This is a genomic window from Colwellia sp. BRX8-9, from assembly GCF_014077245.1.
Taxonomy (GTDB): Bacteria; Pseudomonadota; Gammaproteobacteria; order Enterobacterales; family Alteromonadaceae; genus Colwellia_A.
Window position 1 is genome coordinate 17,235 of the sequence record NZ_JACGVN010000006.1, and the last position, 21,784, is coordinate 39,018.

Consider the following 21,784-nt stretch of genomic DNA (forward strand, 5'->3'; position numbering starts at 1 on the left):
AAGGTTCAATAACCCTGCAGAAAGCGTTTGTACATAATTTATTTACTATTTAGTTCTTGAGCCAGTTCTTATAAATATTCGATAATACAATGTGGCATGAAGGTATCCTTTTTTATCTGATATTATCTTATATTACGGGTCAGTAGACCTAAGGGTTAATAACCCGGCAGAAAGCGTTTGTAATTGTTGCTTAACTTTTGTTAGTTGTTCTTCAGGTAACGCTATAATCAATTCTACTTGAGCGGCAAAGTCTTGTTGAATAATTTCACCCTTAGCTTGTTCAACAAAATACAAGACATCGTTTATCTGTCCGTAATCGCACGTTAATTGCTTTTCTACCATAGGAACTTTTGTACTTGTTTCTACTAACAATAATGCTTGACGAACACTGCCACCATAAGCCCGTTGTAACCCACCCGTACCGAGCTTAGTACCGCCAAAATAACGAACAACTATTGCACATAACTCACCAACATCACCTCCTTGTAAAACAGCTAACATCGGTCGTCCTGCTGTACCCGAAGGTTCACCATCATCAGAAGAGCCATAACCTTGGCTATCATCTGGTTTTCCTGTGAGAAATGCATAGCAATGATGGCTTGCTTGAGGATGTAATTTTCGACAGTTAATTAATAGTTCTTTAGCATCTTCGTGGCTTGTACATGGGGAAATAAAACAAATAAAACGACTACGGCTAACGATTGTTTCATCAACAATACTGTTAGCCGCTACTTTGTAAGGTTTGTTCATAAAATATAAAGTCGTAAATATAGTCTTAAGGGTTATTTCAACTCTAATTCACGGGTCATATTTTCGTTATGCAATTGATGAACAATAATATTATCTTCAATACGAATGCCACCAAATGGACGCATAGCCTCTATTTTTTCCCAATTTATCATTTTGCCATTTTTTGAAGCTTTAAGATCGGCCAATAATGATTCAATAAAATATAAGCCTGGTTCAATGGTAAACACTTGATTACTTTCAATAATACGTGAAGTACGTAAAAAAGGATGTTGTTCTGGTGTATTAGCATGAGTACCGCGTTCATCGGCCATAAAGCCGCCAACATCATGAGTTTGTAAGCCTAAATGATGACCTAAACCATGCGGAAAGAAGGTTGAAATAATACCCGTTTCAACTGCTGTATCAACATCAACATTAATAAAGCCGAATTCATGTAAGACATTACCAATATCACGATAGGTTTCAATATGTAAATCGACATAGCTTTTCCCGGGTTTTAAGCCATCAACAGCATTGAGCATCAATTTGTTCATGCGGGCAATCAATTCAGCAAACTTATCTCGTTTAAATGAATAAGTACGTGTTATATCAGAGGCATAACCATTAAAGCTTGCGCCTGCATCAATTAAAAATGAACGATGTGCTTGCGGTACACCACGGTCTAAAGCGGTGTAATGTAAAATTGAGGTATTCGTGTTCAGTGCAACAATATTGCCATAAGGTGTTTCGTCACCGGTATGATTGGTTGCTTTTAAATAGGCTTGCTGAATATCAAACTCTGACGAGCCTTGCAAGAAAGCGCTTTTTGCCGCTTTATGACCAGTAACAGCAATCGCGTTCGACTTACGTAAACACTCTTGTTCATATTGCGTTTTATAAGCGCGATGATAATGTATGTAATTGAGTAAAGGCTCAGGGTTTATATTTTTAAATCCTAGCGCTTTTGCTACTTCGATATGTTCGCCTATGTAGGCAAAATCGGTTTTATCATAGGGTAGCAATTTCTCAACATCAGTCGCTTTGGTCAGCACTTTAACATCAAAAAAATCATTCCAATAGTGATTAGCTAAAGGTGTAATTTTATGCCAAAAATCAACAGGTTGGTAATAGATAAGTGTTGGTTTATCTTCACCATTAATAATCAACCAGCAATTGGGAATATTCACTAATGGTAACCAAGCTTTAAAATGAGGATTTACTTTAAAGGGGTAACCATAATCATCGAGAAATACTTTAATTTCTTGACCAGAATGAATCACTAAACCTTGTAGATTCTCACGTTTTAAAACAGACTTCGACCGTTGCTGAAGTTCGCTAATATGGGCTGGGTAAAGTGTTGCTAATTTGATCATTGATCGCGCCTCTGAAAATTTTCCAATATCATATCATACTCTTCTAACGTTTGAATTTACTGAGCAATACTCATCGTAAATATCTGATCAAAGAGTGATACATCCTGCCCTACTTTTATTTGATATATTTCTTGATACGCCATAACACTTTTCACATACTCACGTGTTTCTTTATAAGGAATCGTCTCTATCCAAATATCCGCTGGCATAGGCTCCAAGCCTTTTAACCAACTCCGAACACGATACGGACCGGCATTATAAGCTGCTGTAGCAAGCACTTGATTACCATCATGTCGGTCAAGTAAACGCTTTAAATACTTTGTACCTAGCTTTATATTGTCTTTCGCATTCATTAAACGCTTGTTAGTCACTTTACGCTTCTGTAAATGTTTAGCTGTTGCGGGCATAACTTGCATTAACCCCTTTGCGCCTGCGGGTGAGTTAGCATCGGCCATAAATGAGCTCTCTCTGCGCGCTATTGCAAATGCCCAGGCAGGGTTTATTTTGTAAATTCCGGATGAATGCGTTATTTCATCAGCAAATGCTAATGGAAAACGTAAATCAACATCATTCAAATAACCCACTTTAGATAAGGTAAAAATGGCACGATCAAACCACTGTGCTTCATAAGCTATTCTTGATGCGGCCAATTTTTCTCGATCACTTAACTGCGATAACCAATAATTCCATTCAAGCCGAGCTTGATGAAAACGTCCAATATGGAAAAATTCAAAAGCCCGCTTTGCTGCTGGGTTTTTCAATAAGTCGACTTTTTCAGCATTAGTAATCGCTAATGGATAATTTTGTAGGTTAACACTTTGCTTTATAGCACTTGCGGCAAGGAACCCATAGTAATGACGTTTATTCGCTAGTTCACTTAATACTTCATGCCCTAGTGCTGTTTCTCCAGTTTCAAGTAGGCTACGTCCATACCAGTAGCGCCATTGATTTTTCTGGTGTAATGTTTCAGGTAGTGCCCTTAAATCAGCTTTAATCGCTGGCCAATCTTGAGCTCTAAGTAGATCAGCCATTCTCCATTGCACAATGTTTGTCGACTGCAGTTTCTCATCCACTTTAGCTAGCCATGTCGCTGAGCTTTTATGGTTTTTACTGGCTAACGCAATAGCGAATTTTAAAACAATTTGCTGTTGTTGTGCTTCTGAAAAAGGTAATACTTCGATAGCCTTACTATAAATCTTTAACGCTTTTTCAGAGTCACGCCAAATTAAACGTTTTAAACCATAAGCGGCAATAGAGGCTTCTTTAACAGATTTCTGTGGAAAGCGTTTCATATTGCTAATGTAGGCAGGATCACGTCGCACTTTATGCCATAAGCTGCCTAAATACTGATCTTTTTTTGGTAGTAGTTGAGTCAAATAAGGGATTAATGTGTGTTTACCTCCATCTGCAGCCAGAGCTATACGTTGCCATATACGTTCATCGGTTCTATAACCTGCTTTTTGCCAAAGCGTAAAAAGTGGATCACACACTTTCGGCTGAGACTTTCCTACCACCCATAGTTTAGTGACTTCAGGTAAAATTTTTGACTCCGCCACGCCTGATTGTAATTGATAACGATAATACTGACAGGTTAATTCCACATCAGAGGTCGGCTTAAAGAAGTCCTGAAATAATAATGCGTTGTCTCGTTTAGCTAAATAGTTCAGCCATTTTTTACGCAGTGGCCAGTCGAGTGGTGATCCGCGATATGTTTCAAGGAACTGACTAATTTCACCTGTATATGACATATTCATACCATGCATTAATCGTTGCTGATCTAAGTAAGGCTGCAATGGGTAATAGTGTAACTGCTGATACAAGGTTTGATAATGCAATGAATTGGGTTGCCAGACGTACTTTTCTGCTTCTTGAAATGCATCACGAATACTGGTTTGACTTATTGATGTTGTTGCACTAATTGTACTTGAGAGGAAAAGTGAGAATATTATTAACACTGACGATGTTAAACGAAACATAGCGTTACCTTAATTATAAGAAAATTTACTTCCCTTGGCCGTTAATTGACCCGTTCTACCTAAAAATATTTCTGTTTACATCTGTAACTCTACCCTTAACAGACTAGTTAGCAGTTACCCTTAATTTTTCATGCATAGCCCAACAAAGCAAGTGAAATTAGCATTCTGTAATGCTTGATACTTATCACCAATAAATTAGCTTTTAAAGTCGTTACAAGGTAATGATAATTTAGTTTTTATAAATAAAATTTAGTCTTGATACCCTGCTTTCATTTTTTTTGCTAACATTGCCTTATTAATTATCTCCTTTGTATATCACCATGAATAATAACCCTGAAGATGTTTTCAAAAATCCCGACCATTTATTAGATGCTGTTGGGTTACGTTGCCCAGAACCCGTCATGATGGTAAGGAAATCGATTCGAAAAATTTCCGCTCAAGAAACTTTATTAATAACGGCAGACGACCCTTCCACAACTAGAGATATACCCAGTTTTTGTCGTTTTATGGATCATGAACTTATCGCCCAACAAACTCATGAAAAACCTTTCCTTTATTTGATCAAAAAAGGGAAAGCTTAACACTTTCCCTTTTTAAATATTCAGCACTAATAAGTAAGTGTCGATACGACTAACGCTTACCTATTGTAAAAGTGCAACATCAGCAATCGCAAAGAAACTATTCCTAATTTCATTTAATAGCGTTAAACGATTAGTTTTTATCGCTTCATCGTCAGCCATCACCATAACATTATCAAAAAAGTTGTCTATCGGTGCTTTTAAACAAGCAAGCTCTGTTAATGCCGCCTGGTAATCTTTTGCCAACATCATCGGTGCAATCGTAGCTTTCACTTCATTAAATGCTTCAGCTAACGCTTTTTCTTGTGTTTCAGTGGCTAAATCAGCTTTAAACGTTGGGTAAAGTTCACCGCTAAATTTAGCTAAAATATTACCAACACGTTTATTAGCGGCAGCTAGTGTTGCGGCTTGTTCCAATGATTTAAAGTGACTTACCGCTTTAATACGTTTTTCAAAGTCTAAAGGTTCAGTTGGCGCATTGGCTAATACTGCTTGAATAACGTCAACTGATATACCTTGCTCTTGGTAATAGGCTCTAAATCTACCCAAAACAAAATCAACAACTTGGACATTAACGTTTTCATTTGAAAGTTTTTCACCGTATAAACTAACACTCTCTTCAATTAAGGTATTGATATCTAATGGTAATTTTTTCTCGATGATAATTCGAATCAAACCAATTGCCGCACGACGTAACGCAAAAGGGTCTTTATCACCTTTAGGAGCTTGGTTAATACCAAAAATACCCACTAAGCTGTCAATTTTATCTGCAATAGCGACTGCACAACCAATATTACCTTCAGGTAAGGCATCACCAGCATAGCGAGGTCTATATTGATCTTCTAAGGCTTGAGCAACTTCAGGTGCTTCGCCATCATTCTCAGCGTAATATTTACCCATAGTACCTTGTACTTGAGGAAACTCTAAAACCATATCAGACATCAAATCAGTTTTACTGAGTAAACCTGCTCGTTTTGCTTGTTCCGTGTTCTCGCCTATTTGTCCGGCAATAACCGCGCTTAATGAAGCAATACGTTCAGATTTCTCTTTTAATGTTCCTAACTGTTTCTGAAATAATACCGATGATAAACTTTCTAAACGTGACGCTAACGTTTTGCTCTTATCCGTTTTAAAGAAAAACTCCGCATCTGCCAAGCGTGGACGAATGACTTTTTCATTGCCCTTAATCACTTGAATAGGGTCTTTACTTTCAATGTTGGTTACAAAAATAAACTTATTTAATAACTGACCATTTTTATCATTTACCGGAAAGTATTTTTGGTGGTCTTTCATTGAATAAATAAGTGGTTCAGCGGGAACATCTAAAAAGGCTTTGTCAAAACTACCAATTAATATTACCGGCCATTCAACTAAACCAGTAACTTCTTCCAATAACTCATCGTCAATTAATGCAATGCCATCTAATTGCTGAGCGGCTTTATTAATTTCTGACAAAATTAATGCTTGGCGTTCTTGATAATTAACTTGAACGAATGCCGACGTTAGTTTGTCTTCGTATTCATTTGCATGCGCTAAAGTAACGAAACCTTCATGATGAAAACGATGTCCCGTGACAACATTACTTGAACTTACTTCTAAAGTTTCACCGGCAATGATTTCTGCGCCAAACATTATGGTCAAGGTATGGACTGGGCGAATAAATTGAGTACGAGTACTGCCCCAACGCATAGGTTTAGGAACAGGTAGTTTACTTACCGCAATGTTGACCATAGCAGGAATTAACTCTGCTATGGTTTTTCCTGTTTGTGTCGCACGATGTAATAACCATTCACCTTTGTCAGTCTTTAAGCGCTGAGCTTCTTCAACACTAATACCATTGGAACGTGCCCAACCTTGCGCGGCTTTGCTAGGATTGCCTTCAGCATCAAATGCTACATCAATGGCTGGACCCCGTTTTTCAATTTCTTTATCGGCCTGTTTTTCAACTAACTGACTGACCTTTACTGCTAAACGACGTGGTGTAGCAAACCATTGAATATCTTCGTAAGTTAAACCTGCGCTATCTAGTTGATCTTTTATTTGCTGATAAAATGTAACGGCAAGATTTTTTAATGACTTCGGTGGTAATTCTTCAGTACCTAGCTCTATTAGTAGTGTTTCTGTGTTCATTATGATTTCCCACCAGCAGTATTATTATTTTTACAAAGAGGAAAACCTAATTCTTCACGCTTATCGTAATAAGCCTGTGCACAAGCTTTTGATAATGTTCTGACTCTTAGTATATAACGTTGGCGTTCGGTCACTGAAATAGCGTGACGAGCGTCTAATAGGTTAAAGGCGTGTGAGGCTTTCATAACTTGCTCGTAAGCGGGTAATGCTAAACCTGCTGCAATTAACTTCTGGCTATCTTTTTCACATTGATCAAAAGTATTAAACAAAGCATCGACATCTGCATGTTCAAAATTATACGTTGACTGCTCAACCTCATTTTGATGAAAAACATCACCATAAAGTACAGTACCCATAGGACCATCAGCCCATACTAGGTCATAGATACTATCAACATTTTGAATATACATAGCTAAGCGTTCTAAGCCATAGGTTATCTCACCTGTGACTGGCGTACACTCTAAGCCACCTACTTGTTGGAAGTAAGTAAATTGTGATACTTCCATACCGTTTAACCAAATCTCCCATCCTAATCCCCAAGCGCCTAGCGTTGGTGATTCCCAGTTGTCTTCAACAAAGCGGATATCATGAACTAGAGGATCAATGCCCAGTTCTTTTAAAGAATTTAAGTATAATTCTTGAATATTTTTCGGCGAAGGTTTTAACATGACTTGGAATTGATAGTAATGTTGTAAACGATTAGGGTTTTCACCATAACGGCCATCAGTTGGACGGCGACAAGGTTGAACATAAGCACTGCTCATTGGCTCAGGACCAATAGAACGTAAAAATGTCATTGGGTGAAAAGTACCAGCGCCGACTTCAAGATCAAGCGGTTGTACGATGACACAACCTTGGCGTGACCAGTAGTCTTGCAACTGAAAGATTAATCCTTGAAATGTTTTTATATTGAACGTACTCATAATTTTCCGATTCATTATTCGTGTGAGTTTTACCGATAACGGCTAATGATATTAAGTATACCGATTGCATTATTATTAACCTAGTAACAAGTTAACAAACTTTGAGTTTTTACTCGGTAATCAATTTACTTTAGCTATTACCGTATTGCAGAATGTTAAAATGCCCAGATTTGATGTCCGGGCATTTATAATTTTAAAATAACGCGCTTAACTATATATCTAAGTTAGCTACATTTAACGCATTCGCTTCAATGAAGTTTCTACGTGGTTCAACATGATCACCCATTAATGTAGTGAACAATAAATCCGCGGCAATAGCATCTTCAATGGTAACTTGTAACATACGACGAGTTTCAGGATCCATGGTGGTTTCCCATAACTGGCTTGGGTTCATTTCACCCAATCCTTTATAACGTTGTATATACTGACCACGTTTAGATTCAGCCATTAACCATGTTAGTGCGTCTTCAAAAGTAGTAACCGTTTTAATTTTTTCACCACGTTTAACATAACCACCTTCTTCAATGAGACCATTGATAGCAGTATTTAAACCAAAAATAGTTTCAAATTCTTTTGAATGAATGAATTCATAACCACAATCATAAATATGATCAATACCATGTTGGCGAACGTTAAAACTTGGATAGTAGATATTTCTTTCTTGGTCATGCTTAATATCTGCAGAATAGATAGAACCATTACCATCTTGTTCGTCTAATTGTGCGACTAAGTCACCAACCCATGCTTCTACTAACGCTTTATCATGAAAATCAGTTTTAACAATTTCTCTGCTGTAGATCATTTTTTCTAATATATCAGCAGGTATTTGACGTGAAACACGCTTAATAATGTCATGCGTTTTACGATACTGTTTCACTAACTGTTCTAAAGCTAAGCCTGAAATAGCTGGTGCTGATTCATTAACATAAATCTCGGCACTATCTAGAGCTAACGTTGTTAAGTACTCTGTTAAGCCGTCATCATCTTTAATGTAACGCTCTTGCTTACCTTTTTTCACTTTATAAAGTGGTGGTTGAGCAATAAAGATATGACCACGTTCCATTATTTCTGGCATTTGACGATAGAAAAACGTCAGTAATAATGTACGTATGTGAGAACCATCGACATCGGCATCGGTCATAATGATGATACTGTGATAACGAAGTTTTTCTGGATTATATTCATCGCGACCAATACCACAACCTAAGGCGGTGATTAATGTTCCAACTTCTTGTGATGAAATCATTTTATCAAAACGTGCTTTCTCAACGTTAAGAATTTTACCTTTCAACGGTAATATTGCTTGGTTTCTACGATTTCGCCCCTGCTTGGCAGAGCCGCCAGCAGAGTCTCCTTCGACAATATATAGTTCAGAAAGAGCAGGATCTTTTTCCTGACAATCAGCTAATTTACCCGGTAAGCCAGCAATATCTAATGCACCTTTACGGCGCGTCATTTCACGGGCTTTACGAGCAGCTTCTCGCGCTCTAGCTGCATCAACAATCTTCATGATAATAGTACGAGCAACAGAAGGTTTTTCTAAAAGGTATTCACCAAGTTTTTCGCCCATCGCTTGTTCAACAGCTGTTTTTACTTCTGAAGATACCAATTTATCTTTGGTCTGCGATGAGAACTTAGGATCAGGAACTTTAACCGATATTACCGCGGTTAATCCTTCACGAGCGTCATCACCCGAAGCACTTGTTTCTGTGCTACCACCTTTCTTCGTTTTATTAAGGCCTTCTTTAACCATGTAACTATTTAGTGTACGTGTTAAAGCAGTACGGAAACCGCTTAAGTGAGTACCACCATCACGTTGAGGAATATTGTTAGTAAAACAATGAATACTTTCTTGGAAACCATCATTCCATTGCATAGCAACTTCAACAATAATGCCGTCTTCACGCGCTAAATCAAAATAGAATATTTCTTCATTGACGGGTGTTTTATTGGTATTAAGGTAATCGACGAAAGCTTGAATACCACCATCAAATTTAAAATGGTCTTCTTTGCCTTTTTCACGTTCATCAATTAAACGAATTGAAATACCAGAGTTTAAGAAAGATAACTCACGGATACGTTTAACTAATAAGTCATAGTGAAATAAAATATCTGTGAAGGTATTTTCACTTGGCCAAAAACGTACTTCAGTACCTGTTTTATCACTAACACCAACTTCAGCTAAAGGAGCTTCAGCAACACCTTCGTGATATATCTGCTCAAATAATTTACCTGCTCGGCGAATATTCAGTTTTAGCTTACTACTTAAAGCATTTACTACAGAAATACCAACACCATGAAGACCACCTGAAACTTTATAGCCAGAGTCTTCACCACCGAATTTACCACCAGCATGAAGTACTGTCATGATAACTTCAGCAGCAGAAATACCTTCTTCAGGGTGAATGTCAGTTGGAATACCACGACCATCATCTCTAACCGATACAGAGCCGTCTATGTGTATTTTAACAACAATTTCAGTACAATGACCTGCTAAGGCTTCATCGATAGAATTATCTAAAACTTCAAATACCATATGATGCAAGCCACTGCCATCATCCGTGTCACCAATGTACATTCCTGGTCTTTTACGTACAGCATCAAGTCCTTTTAGAACTTTGATACTGTCTGAGCCGTATTCATTTTCTACTGTCATAGCGTATAGCCTATTTACCTATTGCTGAGATTTGTCCATGTTTCACGTGAAACATCTTATAATTATTATCAGTAGGAACCAAGGGTTCTACTGCGATTTTATCAATTGCCGTGATGATAACTTGGCAGTCTAATTTATTTATCGCGTTGTTTAATAAGGTTCTAGAATTTAAATCTAGTTCCGCACCAACATCGTCAATTAATAAAATTGGTTTTACTCGCTTAACTTTTTCTATTAACTTAGCTTGCGCAAAAGTTAACGCCAGTAAAAACAACTTTTGTTGGCCACGTGATAACTGATTGTCGATCACCACATTACCCGTTAAAAATTTCACATCAAACTTTTGTGCGCCGTATAAACTAAAGCCTGCTTTTTTTTCTCTCTCTCTATTTTGTAATAACACATCACTCAATGTTTTTTTACTATTCCAACCTTGGCTATAAGATATCGATATACCTTCAGCTAAACTAGGCAACATCAACTCTAACCAAGGTTGAAGCTCTAAAGAAAGCTCCTTAATATATTCGTCACGTAATTTTGCAACCCTTACGGATGCCTCGCAGAATACTTGGCTCCAATAATCTAAGGTATCAACATCAGACCTATTACGTAAACAAGCATTTCTTTGTTTTAGTATTCTTGAAAATTCTTTCCAACAATCTGAAAATGAATGTTTCACGTGAAACAATCCTAAATCAATGAAACGTCTTCTTTGTTTCGGTCCACCAAAAAATAATTTAAAACTTTCTGGTGTAATAACTTGTACCGCAATATTTATTGCTAATTGAGAAAGCTGTCTATGCTTTTCTCCAGCAATTTTAATTTCTGTTAAGCCGGTAGCAAAATCTTTGGCAACACCTAACTGTAATCCTTTATCGTCTTTAGCACTAACAATGAATTTACTTTTATTGTGAGTAACTAAATTTTCAACTTGCGACGTTCTAAAAGACTTACCATGACCCAAGTAAAAAATAGCTTCAAGTAAACTGCTTTTACCACTGCCGTTATCACCGATAATAAAATTAATATTATCGTTTAATTCAATAGTATCTGCTGCTAAATTTCTAAAATCATAAGCGGTAAGTTTTTCTATACTCATTAAAGTCGCATTGGCATAACAACATAAATAGCTTCGTTACTTTCAGCACCTTCGATAACTACACTACTATTTGCATCGGCTAAAGTAAATTTAACCTCAGGCTCTTTTATTGCGTTTAGAACATCTAGAACATAATTTACGTTGAAACCTATTTCAACTTCCTCGTAAGGAAAATCAATTTCTAATATTTCTTCGGCTTGTTCTTGTTCAGGGTTATTAGCCGTAATTTTTAATTCGTGTTTAGAAAAATTAAGACGGACACCTTTAAACTTATCATTAGATAATATCGAAGCGCGGGATAATAATTGTCGTAAATTTTCTTTACTGGTGTTGAGTACTTTATCACCATTGCGTGGTAAAACACGACGATAGTCAGGAAAACGACCATCAACTAATTTACTGGTAAATGAAAAGCCACTATCAATAATACGAATATGATTTGAGCCTAAAAAGACTTGAACGTTTTCTTCGACTGGGTCAAGTAAACGAATAATTTCTAAGATACCTTTACGAGGCACAATAACTTGTCTAGACGGCAGTGTTAATTCATTAGACGAAATTTTACATATCGCTAAACGGTGACCGTCAGTAGCTACAGAGCGAATTTCGTTACCTTCTGTCTCTATAGACATACCATTAAGGTAGTATCTAACATCTTGATTTGCCATAGAAAAATGAGTACTTTCTATTAATCGAAGCAAGTCAGATTTAAATATTTGAAATTCAACATCACCTTTCCACTCTTCTATATTAGGAAAGTCAGCAGCAGGTAGCGTTGCTAAAGAATATTTACTTCTACCGGTACTGATAATGATTGCTTCATTATTAGATTCAAAAGATAACATTGAATCTTCGGGTAAACTTTTACAGATATCGAGAAGCTTGCGGGCGGGAATAGTAATTTTTCCATCCTCACCTTGGTTATCTATTTGCGTACTAGATACCATTTCAAGCTCTAAATCAGTGGCTGTTAACGTAAGTGACTGCCCACTTATATCTAAAAGAATATTACCAAGGATAGGTAATGTACTTTTACGTTCTACGGCACCAGAAACCAATAAAAGTGGTTTCAGTAATAATTCCCTATTTAATGAAAACTTCATTTATCTACCTATCTTTTTATGTACTTATTATTATAACGAAAGCTATGACGAAAGTGTTCTAGTTAAATTAGAATAATCTTCCTTAATGTCATGCGACTCTTCGCGTAACGCTTTAACTTTTCGACATGCATGGAGAACAGTCGTATGATCTCGCCCACCGTAGGCATCTCCTATCTCAGGTAAACTATGATTAGTTAACTCTTTAGATAATGCCATTGCAATTTGTCTAGGTCTAGCAACAGATCTATTTCTACGTTTTGAAAGTAGATCGGCCACTTTAATTTTATAATATTCTGCAACAGTTCGTTGGATATTATCGATAGTAACTAACTTGTCTTGTAAGGCAAGCAAATCTCGTAATGCTTCTCGGACAAAATCAATAGTAATTGGCCGGCCGGTAAAATTAGCATTAGCAATAACGCGATTCAATGCGCCTTCTAACTCACGAACATTAGAACGTAAACGTTTAGCTATAAAAAACGCAACTTCATCAGCCAAATTAATATGACTTTCTTGTGCTTTACGCTTAAGAATGGCGACACGCGTTTCTAGTTCGGGTGGTTCTATTGCTATCGTTAATCCCCAACCGAAGCGAGATTTAAGTCTGTCTTCAACATCGACTTCTTTAGGATAACGGTCGCTGGTTAAAATAATTTGTTGATTGCCTTCAAGCAAGGCATTAAAAGTGTGAAAAAATTCTTCTTGGGTACGATCTTTACCGGCAAAGAATTGAATATCATCTATCAGTAATGCATCGACACTACGGTAGTAATGCTTAAATTTTTCCATCGCATTATTTTGTAACGCACGCACCATATCTTGAACAAAACGTTCAGAGTGCATATAGGCGATCTTTGCATTAGGTTTATTCAGTAAAATACCATTACCAACAGCGTGTAATAAATGGGTTTTACCTAACCCTGTACCGCCATAAATAAATAAAGGGTTATAAGCAGAACCAGGATTATCAGCAACTTGAGAAGCGGCAGCACGTGCTAATTGGTTAGACTTACCTTCAACGAAATTGTCAAAGGTATATTTAACTCTAACATTGGTCGTTTTAGGTAAATTACTTTGTGGCTCTTCTCGTTTTTTATTCGAGGTAACAAGTTGAGGAATAGTATTAATAATATTCTGAGAGCTACTTTGGTTTGGAATACTGCCAACATCAAACCTGAGTAAAGGAGGATTTGTACTTTCTTGCAAAGTGACCAATTCATTTATACGACTTACATACTTATCTCGAACCCAATCAAGCACAAAACGATTAGGCGCATATAAAGTCATGATATTATCGGCAACAACACACTGTAATGGACGTATCCACATACTAAATTGCTGTGCAGGCAATTCTTCTTGTAGAACTGAAAGGCATCGCTGCCAAAGTGAATGATCCAACCAAATGCTCCTGAAATTACGCTATCTTTTGTTAAATCATCTTTTAGCTAATATGACAAATAAAACAAAAGTCGGTAAATATGGTATTTTGTAATGTGTCTATTATCACCATAGTTATCCACAACATCAATATTGACTTTTAAATAGTTGCCCTTTTAGAGAAAATAAATAAAAAAAACCACACATAAGCAATTAAAACGGTCTTCTTAGACTAATTTACTGCTAAAATATCGTTTACATATTATTTAGCTATTAGTGGCAATTGCTTATATTATTATGGAAATTATTTGATCAAATGTTATAAAACTGTGGATATAAATAATTAACCTAAAGATCTATTAGGATCTTTTTAAAATAGATTACTATAAGCATTGACAACACCTGCTACAAACTATAAAATTCGGCCTCTTTTTTTAGAACCAGTGTGCTCAATACGGCTGTTTGCCAGGGCAACAACAACAGACGGATGAGCGTAATGAAAAGAACATTTCAACCTAGTGTATTAAAGCGTAAACGCAACCACGGTTTCCGTGCACGTATGGCTACAAAAAACGGTCGTGCAGTAATTTCACGTCGTCGTGCGAAAGGCCGTAAAAGCCTTAGCGCATAATCTCTTCTTTAATCTTTAATTAAGAGATATTTTAACCATCATGGTTAATTATGAATTTAATCGGGAGTCACGCTTGTTGACTCCCGGTCACTTTCAATCTGTATTTTCTAAACCTCTTCGTTTCGGCTCTAGCCACATAACCATTCTTGTTAGTCCAAATATTGATGAACGTAATCGTTTAGGCTTAGCTATTGCTAAAAAACGCGTTAAATTAGCTGTTCAGCGAAATCGTATTAAACGTCAAATCAGAGAAAGCTTTCGACTCAATCAGCACGACTTACCTAACATCGATATGGTTGTAATGGTAAAGTCTGGTACTGATCAGTTAGAAAATGCCGAAATAAGAAAACAATTAGAAAAAATATGGCGAAAGATAATTCAGCGGCACAACAGCTAGCCATAGCTCTTGTAAAAGCTTACCAGCGCTGGCTTAGTCCACTACTGGGTAATAACTGCCGATTCCATCCAACTTGCTCTTTTTATGCTGTTGAAGCGATAAATCGCTTCGGTGTGATAAAAGGTTGTTGGTTAGCAGCCAAACGTATACTAAAATGCCACCCATTAAACGCGGGTGGATTAGATCCCGTGCCACCATCAAAAGAAGAGAAATAATAAATTATGGAATCTCAACGCAGTTTTCTTTTTATTGCGCTTATGGTTGTTACTTATTTGCTATTCACTGAATACCAAAAAGATAATGCACCCGTAGTAGCTCAAACAACAATGACTCAAACATCTGATCAAATTGCTACCGGCAATGGAGATTTTGTTCCTGAATCATCAAGCTCAGCAATGCCAATGTCAGCGCCTACTAAAGCAAAAGAACAAGTCATTACAATTAATACTGACGTGTTAATAGTAAAAATTGCGACTAGCGGTGGTGATATCATTGATGCGAAATTAGTCAAATTTAATACCGAACAAGGAAACGATATTCCTTTTACCGTTTTGCAAAACGGTAGCCGTAAATACATCGCACAAAGTGGTTTAATAGGCGCGCAAGGCATAGATAAAGTGTCCGGACGTCCTATTTACCAAACGAGTAGCAAAAACTACCAGTTAGAAGGCGATGATCCATTAATCGTTGATTTACAATATACTGCTGAAAATGGCTTAAACGTAACAAAGCGTTTTACATTTACAAAATCAGACTACAGCGTAAATGTTGAATATATTATAAACAACACTGCAACTACCGCTGCTACCGTTCAAATGTACGGACAACTAAAACAGTCTACTTTAGTAGAAAGTGGCAGTTCATTAATGCCTACGTATCGTGGTGCAGCCTATTCGACAACTGAAGATCGCTATGAAAAATACGATTTTGGTGACATTGAAGAAAAAAGATTAAATGTAGCTACTGCTGGTGGATGGGTTGCAATGCTTGAACATTATTTTGTTTCCGCATGGGTACCGAGTCTAACTGCCGATAACAATATTTATTCAAGTTATTCTGCTAACAATGAAGCAGTTATTGGGTTTAAGTCACCATCTGTGACTATTCAACCAAATAGCCAAGCGACAACCTCAGCTATTTTTTATGTTGGTCCTAAGGATCAATATAAGCTTGATGAGATAGCGCCAAACTTAGGGTTAACTATAGATTACGGCTTTTTATTCATGATCAGTAAGCCACTATTTTGGTTATTACTTCAAATTCAGTCTTTAGTTACTAACTGGGGTATTGCGATTATTGTAATTACCTTAGTCGTTAAGGGTGCTATGTATCCATTAACAAAAGCACAATACACCTCAATGGCTAAGATGCGTGAACTTGCGCCTAAAATGGCACAGTTAAAAGAACGCTTTGGTGATGACCGTCAGAAAATGTCACAAGCTACCATGGAAATGTACAAAAAAGAAAAAGTGAACCCAGCCGGTGGTTGTTTACCAATGATCATTCAAATGCCAATATTCTTAGCATTGTATTGGGTATTTTTAGAAAGTGTTGAACTACGACATGCACCGTTCTTTTTCTGGATAGAAGATCTTTCTACTATGGACCCTTACTTTATATTACCGGTATTTATGGGTGTAAGTATGTTCGTTATGCAAAAAATGCAACCGATGACGATACAAGATCCGATGCAACAGAAAATAATGCAATACATGCCAGTGGCATTCTCTGTATTTATGGCTTGGTTCCCATCAGGTTTAGTACTTTACTGGTTTGTCAGTAACATGATTTCAATTGCTCAAATGAAAATTATTTTCAGTGGTATTGAAAAAGCTAAACTAGCCAAAGCTAAAGATTAATTTCTACAGCGTAAAATTATTAAAGGCGGCCTATTAGGTCGCCTTTTTTATTTCCAGTGAAAAATGTTTATAATAGCTAAGCTATTATCTAGGAAATGATTATGACCGAAATTTTATATCAAAAAGAAACCATTGCCGCACAAGCTACTGCACCTGGTAGAGGTGGCGTTGGTATTATCAGAATATCTGGACCTGAAGTTAAGAGTGTTGCTCAGGCTATTTTGGGCAAGATACCTGAAATTAGAAAAGCTGAGTATTTACCCTTTAATGATGCTAACCAGCAAACGCTCGATCAAGGCATTGCCTTATATTTTAAAGCGCCCCACTCATTTACTGGTGAAGATGTCCTTGAATTGCAAGGACATGGTGGACCCGTGATTTTAGATATGCTGTTAAAAGAAATTTTAGCACTACCTAAAGTACGTATGGCAAAACCCGGTGAATTTAGTGAGCAGGCATTTATTAATGACAAATTAGATTTAACACAAGCTGAGGCCATCGCTGATTTAATCAACTCGAGTTCAGAGCAAGCGGCTCGTTGTGCATTACATTCACTACAGGGTGATTTTTCTAAGCTTGTTAATCAACTTGTCGAAAGTACTATTCATTTAAGAATGTATGTTGAAGCCGCAATTGATTTTCCTGAAGAAGAAATAGACTTTCTTGCTGATGAAAAAGTTGTTGGCGATCTGAAAAAAATCATAAGTCAGGTAGAAAAGGTTCAAAGCCAAGCCCATCAGGGCAGTATTATTCGTGAAGGAATGCGCGTAGTTATCGCTGGACGACCTAATGCCGGTAAATCAAGCTTGTTAAATGCATTAAGCGGACGTGAAGCAGCTATTGTCACAGATATAGCAGGAACAACACGAGATGTCCTTACAGAGCAGATACACATCGATGGTATGCCACTGCATATTATTGATACGGCCGGCCTACGTGAAAGTAACGATCAAGTAGAGCAAATTGGTATTGAACGCGCTTGGCAGGAAATAAATCAAGCAGATAGAGTGCTTCTTATGATCGATGCTTGTGATGATAATAATGATGATCCACAGAAATTATGGCCAGAATTTTTTGCCAAACTTCCCAAAAATATTGGTTTAAGCATTATTAAAAACAAAGCAGATATTAAGGGCATAGCGACCGGTTTATCGGCGACTAATGATATTCCTACGGTAACCTTATCGGCAAAAAATGGTGATGGCATAGCAGAGCTCAAAGACCATTTAAAAAGTATTATGGGCTATCAGGGCAGTACCGAAGGAGGATTTATGGCAAGGAGACGACATTTAGCCGCATTAGAACAAGCTCACCATCATTTAATTATTGGTTTAGAACAGCTTGAATCTTATGTCGCAGGAGAAATTCTTGCTGAAGAGTTACGTTTATGTCAGATAGAACTCAATAAAATAACTGGTGAATTTACCAATGACGACTTATTAACAGAGATATTTTCGTCTTTTTGTATCGGAAAATAACGCTAAATACCACTTTAAATTTAAGAAAAAAGGGACAAAATGAGCTCATTTCAAATCATTGTTGGCAGTATGTTAGGTGGATCTGAGTATGTTGCTGAAGCCTGTGAAGAGACATTATTGGCACTAAATCACCAAACAACTCTTCACTTGCAGCCCGAATTTGAACAAATAATAGCCGATAATCAAACTTGGCTAATTTGTACATCGACTCATGGTGCTGGAGACTTTCCTGACAACATTCAAAAATTTGTTGAAGATCTTAAAAATAGCACTATAGATCTATCCCCAGTTAAATTTATGATCATAGGTTTGGGTGATTCAAATTATGATACCTTTTGTAAAGCCGCTAAAGATTTTCAAAAGTTATTACTATCAAGGGGTTGCAATGAAATAGTCGTGATCAAAACCTTAGATATGAGTGATGAAATAGATCCAGAGGATCTTGCTCAACGTTGGTTAGAAACTAATAAAGATCTTTTATAAAGATCTTACTCATAAGTTATCAACAAAACTGTCCCCTACAACAACCATCTGTGGATAAGTCTGGGTAAAAGCTATTAATTTCTTATTATTATTCAGTGTATAGAATTCTAATTTATTTAGCTTGTGGATAACTAGCCATTTTGATCATAGGTTTAAAACCCTTTGATCAAAGTTTGATCACAGTGTTATGATCGTACTAATGAACTGTTATTTATAAGAAAAAAGGACTTATCAACAGAAAATGGCTTTACTAATAAGTAATAGTAATAAGATCTCTTTAAAGATCTTATATATTATAAGAAGGATCACACTCAGATCTTTTTAGTCATTTGATCATTCCCCTCATCGCAAAAAAGCGCTAAAATACGTTCCCTAATTTTTGAATAACAAATTATTCATAAAAATATTTTTAACGTTTAATCAAGGCCTGAAATTTATGTGGTACCAAGAATCTTATGACGTAATCGTAGTGGGTGGTGGTCATGCCGGAACTGAAGCATGTCTTGCAGCAGCACGTATGGGTTGTAAAACATTATTGTTAACGCATAACATCGACACCTTAGGTCAAATGTCATGTAATCCAGCCATTGGCGGAATTGGCAAAGGACATCTTGTTAAAGAAATTGATGCCTTAGGCGGATTAATGGCAACGGCTACAGACCATGCTGCAATTCAATTTAGAACATTAAATGCCAGTAAAGGTCCTGCTGTTCGTGCTACACGAGCACAGGCTGATCGAATTTTATATCGCTCGTATGTTAGAAGTCATTTAGAAAATCAAGAAAATCTTACTATTTTTCAACAACCTTGTGACGATCTTATTCTAGAAAATAATAGAATTGTCGGTGTATCTACACAAATGGGATTGAAATTTAAAGCGAAGTCCGTTGTTTTAACCGTTGGCACATTTTTAGCAGGACAAATTCATATCGGTTTGAATAATTACCAAGGTGGCCGAGCAGGAGATCCTGCAAGTGTAAATTTAGCAAAAAATCTACGTGATATGCCATTTCGAATGGATCGTTTAAAAACAGGTACCCCACCTCGTTTAGATGCACGCAGCTTAGATTTTACTAAAATGGAGCAACAACCAGGCGATGATCCTCGACCGGTATTTTCATTTATGGGATCAAGAGATGATCATCCAGCTCAAGTACCTTGTTACATTACCCATACCAACAGTAATACCCATGATATTATTAGAAATGGTCTCGATAGATCGCCAATGTACACTGGCGTTATTGAAGGCGTTGGACCAAGATATTGTCCTTCAATAGAAGATAAAATAACTCGCTTTGCAGATAAAGATTCTCATCAAATATTTGTTGAACCTGAAGGGTTAACAACCCATGAAATATATCCTAACGGTATATCAACAAGTTTGCCTTTCGATGTTCAAATGGCATTAGTACGTTCAATCAAAGGTTTTGAAGACGCTCATATCACTCGACCGGGCTACGCTATTGAATATGATTACTTTGATCCTCGCGATTTGAAACAAACCCTTGAAAGTAAATTTGTTGAAAATTTATATTTTGCTGGACAAATTAACGGTACGACTGGTTATGAAGAAGCTGGAGCTCAAGGGCTATTAGCGGCGACGAATGCTGCAGCTCGAGTACAAGGAAAAGAAGAACTTATTTTAGGCCGCGATGAAGCTTACATGGGCGTATTGGTTGACGACTTAGCGACGCTAGGCACTAAAGAACCTTACCGTATGTTTACTTCACGTGCTGAATACCGATTATTGTTACGCGAAGATAACGCTGATATCAGATTAACAGAAAAAGGTTATAAACTGGGCTTAGTTGATGAAGCTCGCTGGAAAGCCTTTAACGAAAAAATAGAGATGGTTGAACTAGAGCGTCAACGCTTAAAAACAACCTGGATCCAAAAAGATCACTCTGGCGTAGATCAAATCAATGAGCTACTTAAAGCCGATATCAGTCGAGAAAATAGTTTAGAAGATCTGATCAGACGCCCTGAAGTTCGTTACGATGATTTAATGAAAATAGAAGGTTTAGGACCGGCAATTACAAATAAACAAGCTGCAGAGCAAGTTGAAATTCAAATTAAATATGCAGGTTATATTGATAGACAACTTGATGAAATATCAAAAAAGAAACGACACGAAAATACGCTGATCCCACTAGATTTTGATTTTACCCAAATATCGGGTTTATCAAATGAAGTTGTGGCAAAATTAAGTGATTCACGACCTGAAACAATTGGCAAAGCATCACGTATATCCGGTATTACACCAGCAGCGATATCGTTATTATTGGTTTATCTTAAAAAGCATGGTTTGTTACGTAAGATTGCCTAATTAAAATTATTAAAACGCGAAAAAAAAATGACACTTAAAACTGAACTAACATTACTCATTGATAAAAGCGAATTAACACTCGATGAAGCACAAATAGATTTATTAATTCAATATGTTGAATTGTTAGATAAATGGAATAAGGCTTATAACCTAACATCTGTCCGTAATACCAGTGATATGCTGGTTAAACATATAATGGATAGCCTAATGGTAGGCAAAGAGTTAAAAGGTCAATCATTTATTGATGTAGGTACAGGACCAGGTTTACCAGGTATACCGCTAGCTATTTTATACCCTGAAAGAAATTTTGTTTTATTGGACAGTTTAGGTAAAAGAATCACTTTCTTACGACAAGTGGTTTTTCAACTAAAGCTCAAGAATGTCACACCAGTTTTATCCAGGGTTGAAAAATATCAACCTGATGAACTCTTTGATGGTGTGTTAAGTCGAGCATTTGCATCACTTGAAGATATGGTCAATTGGTGTCAACATCTGATTGCGGATGAAACGGGGCGATTTTATGCACTAAAAGGTCAATTTCCCCGCGAAGAAATAGAACAATTACCAGAACATATAAAGTTTGTAGACAGTAGCGAAATAATCGTGCCTAATTTACAAGGCGAACGCCATGTTATTAAACTAAAAAAAATAATAATATAATAAAAT

At 36.8% G+C, this 21,784-nt stretch carries 18 protein-coding genes; 9 read left to right on the top strand and 9 right to left on the bottom strand.

The window, feature by feature from the left end; translation table 11 throughout:
- Nucleotides 1–132 precede the first annotated feature (132 nt).
- Genes H4J70_RS06545 through H4J70_RS06555 form a run of 3 tightly spaced genes read right to left on the bottom strand, consistent with a single transcriptional unit; the run spans nt 133 to nt 4,078 of the window.
- Entirely contained in the window at nt 133–750 is a 618-nt protein-coding gene (locus tag H4J70_RS06545) for a YigZ family protein (RefSeq protein WP_182250788.1), read from the bottom strand.
- 32 nt (nt 751–782) lie between these two features.
- Nucleotides 783–2,102 (bottom strand): Xaa-Pro dipeptidase, encoded by a 1,320-nt coding sequence (gene pepQ / locus H4J70_RS06550; protein ID WP_182250789.1) that lies wholly within the window; start codon nt 2,100–2,102, stop codon nt 783–785.
- A gap of 56 nt (nt 2,103–2,158) precedes the next feature.
- Entirely contained in the window at nt 2,159–4,078 is a 1,920-nt protein-coding gene (locus H4J70_RS06555; protein WP_182250790.1) for a transglycosylase SLT domain-containing protein, read from the bottom strand.
- Between the two features lie 320 nt (nt 4,079–4,398).
- On the opposite strand from H4J70_RS06555, the gene tusA reads away from it, so the two are divergent.
- A complete protein-coding gene (gene tusA, locus H4J70_RS06560; protein WP_182222566.1) occupies nt 4,399–4,659 on the top strand; it encodes a sulfurtransferase TusA in 261 nt (86 codons plus the stop codon).
- A 60-nt stretch (nt 4,660–4,719) separates the two neighbouring features.
- On the opposite strand, the gene glyS is transcribed toward tusA, so the two are convergent.
- The 6 genes from glyS to dnaA all read right to left on the bottom strand — a co-directional run bounded on the left by glyS (nt 4,720) and on the right by dnaA (nt 13,965).
- The gene (glyS, locus tag H4J70_RS06565; protein ID WP_182250791.1) at nt 4,720–6,786 is read right to left on the bottom strand and encodes a glycine--tRNA ligase subunit beta; all 2,067 of its coding nucleotides are present in this window, start codon (nt 6,784–6,786) and stop codon (nt 4,720–4,722) included.
- Complete coding sequence (glyQ, locus tag H4J70_RS06570) at nt 6,786–7,709, bottom strand: glycine--tRNA ligase subunit alpha (protein WP_070375291.1); 924 nt, start codon at nt 7,707–7,709, stop codon at nt 6,786–6,788. The genes glyS and glyQ overlap by 1 nt, the downstream gene beginning before the upstream one ends.
- A gap of 211 nt (nt 7,710–7,920) precedes the next feature.
- Complete coding sequence (gene gyrB / locus H4J70_RS06575) at nt 7,921–10,365, bottom strand: DNA topoisomerase (ATP-hydrolyzing) subunit B (RefSeq protein ID WP_070375292.1); 2,445 nt, start codon at nt 10,363–10,365, stop codon at nt 7,921–7,923.
- A 10-nt stretch (nt 10,366–10,375) separates the two neighbouring features.
- Nucleotides 10,376–11,464 carry a DNA replication/repair protein RecF gene (gene recF, locus H4J70_RS06580; RefSeq protein WP_070375293.1) on the bottom strand — a complete coding sequence of 363 codons (1,089 nt, stop codon included), beginning with the start codon at nt 11,462–11,464 and terminating at the stop codon, nt 10,376–10,378.
- Nucleotides 11,464–12,567, bottom strand: a complete 1,104-nt coding sequence (dnaN, locus tag H4J70_RS06585) for a DNA polymerase III subunit beta (protein ID WP_070375294.1) — start codon at nt 12,565–12,567, stop codon at nt 11,464–11,466. Before dnaN ends, recF begins: the two co-directional genes overlap by 1 nt.
- Nucleotides 12,568–12,609: 42 nt before the next feature.
- Nucleotides 12,610–13,965 carry a chromosomal replication initiator protein DnaA gene (gene dnaA, locus H4J70_RS06590; RefSeq protein WP_070375295.1) on the bottom strand — a complete coding sequence of 452 codons (1,356 nt, stop codon included), beginning with the start codon at nt 13,963–13,965 and terminating at the stop codon, nt 12,610–12,612.
- Nucleotides 13,966–14,440: 475 nt separating this feature from the next.
- Between dnaA and rpmH the strand changes: the two genes are divergently transcribed.
- The 8 genes from rpmH to rsmG all read left to right on the top strand — a co-directional run bounded on the left by rpmH (nt 14,441) and on the right by rsmG (nt 21,778).
- A complete protein-coding gene (rpmH, locus tag H4J70_RS06595; protein ID WP_070375296.1) occupies nt 14,441–14,575 on the top strand; it encodes a 50S ribosomal protein L34 in 135 nt (44 codons plus the stop codon).
- 40 nt (nt 14,576–14,615) lie between these two features.
- Nucleotides 14,616–14,972 carry a ribonuclease P protein component gene (rnpA, locus tag H4J70_RS06600; RefSeq protein WP_070375297.1) on the top strand — a complete coding sequence of 119 codons (357 nt, stop codon included), beginning with the start codon at nt 14,616–14,618 and terminating at the stop codon, nt 14,970–14,972.
- Nucleotides 14,939–15,187, top strand: a complete 249-nt coding sequence (gene yidD / locus H4J70_RS06605) for a membrane protein insertion efficiency factor YidD (RefSeq protein WP_070375298.1) — start codon at nt 14,939–14,941, stop codon at nt 15,185–15,187. The genes rnpA and yidD overlap by 34 nt, the downstream gene beginning before the upstream one ends.
- A 6-nt stretch (nt 15,188–15,193) precedes the next feature.
- On the top strand, nt 15,194–16,831 hold the full coding sequence (gene yidC / locus H4J70_RS06610; protein WP_182222564.1) for a membrane protein insertase YidC: 1,638 nt from the start codon (nt 15,194–15,196) through the stop codon (nt 16,829–16,831).
- A gap of 101 nt (nt 16,832–16,932) precedes the next feature.
- The gene (gene mnmE, locus H4J70_RS06615; RefSeq protein ID WP_182230301.1) at nt 16,933–18,309 is read left to right on the top strand and encodes a tRNA uridine-5-carboxymethylaminomethyl(34) synthesis GTPase MnmE; all 1,377 of its coding nucleotides are present in this window, start codon (nt 16,933–16,935) and stop codon (nt 18,307–18,309) included.
- Nucleotides 18,310–18,348: 39 nt separating this feature from the next.
- Nucleotides 18,349–18,792 (top strand): flavodoxin domain-containing protein, encoded by a 444-nt coding sequence (locus H4J70_RS06620; RefSeq protein WP_182230302.1) that lies wholly within the window; start codon nt 18,349–18,351, stop codon nt 18,790–18,792.
- A 436-nt stretch (nt 18,793–19,228) separates the two neighbouring features.
- Nucleotides 19,229–21,118 carry a tRNA uridine-5-carboxymethylaminomethyl(34) synthesis enzyme MnmG gene (mnmG, locus tag H4J70_RS06625; protein WP_182217500.1) on the top strand — a complete coding sequence of 630 codons (1,890 nt, stop codon included), beginning with the start codon at nt 19,229–19,231 and terminating at the stop codon, nt 21,116–21,118.
- A gap of 27 nt (nt 21,119–21,145) precedes the next feature.
- Nucleotides 21,146–21,778, top strand: coding sequence for a 16S rRNA (guanine(527)-N(7))-methyltransferase RsmG (rsmG, locus tag H4J70_RS06630; RefSeq protein ID WP_182222561.1), 633 nt, complete (start codon nt 21,146–21,148; stop codon nt 21,776–21,778).
- Nucleotides 21,779–21,784: the final 6 nt, after the last annotated feature.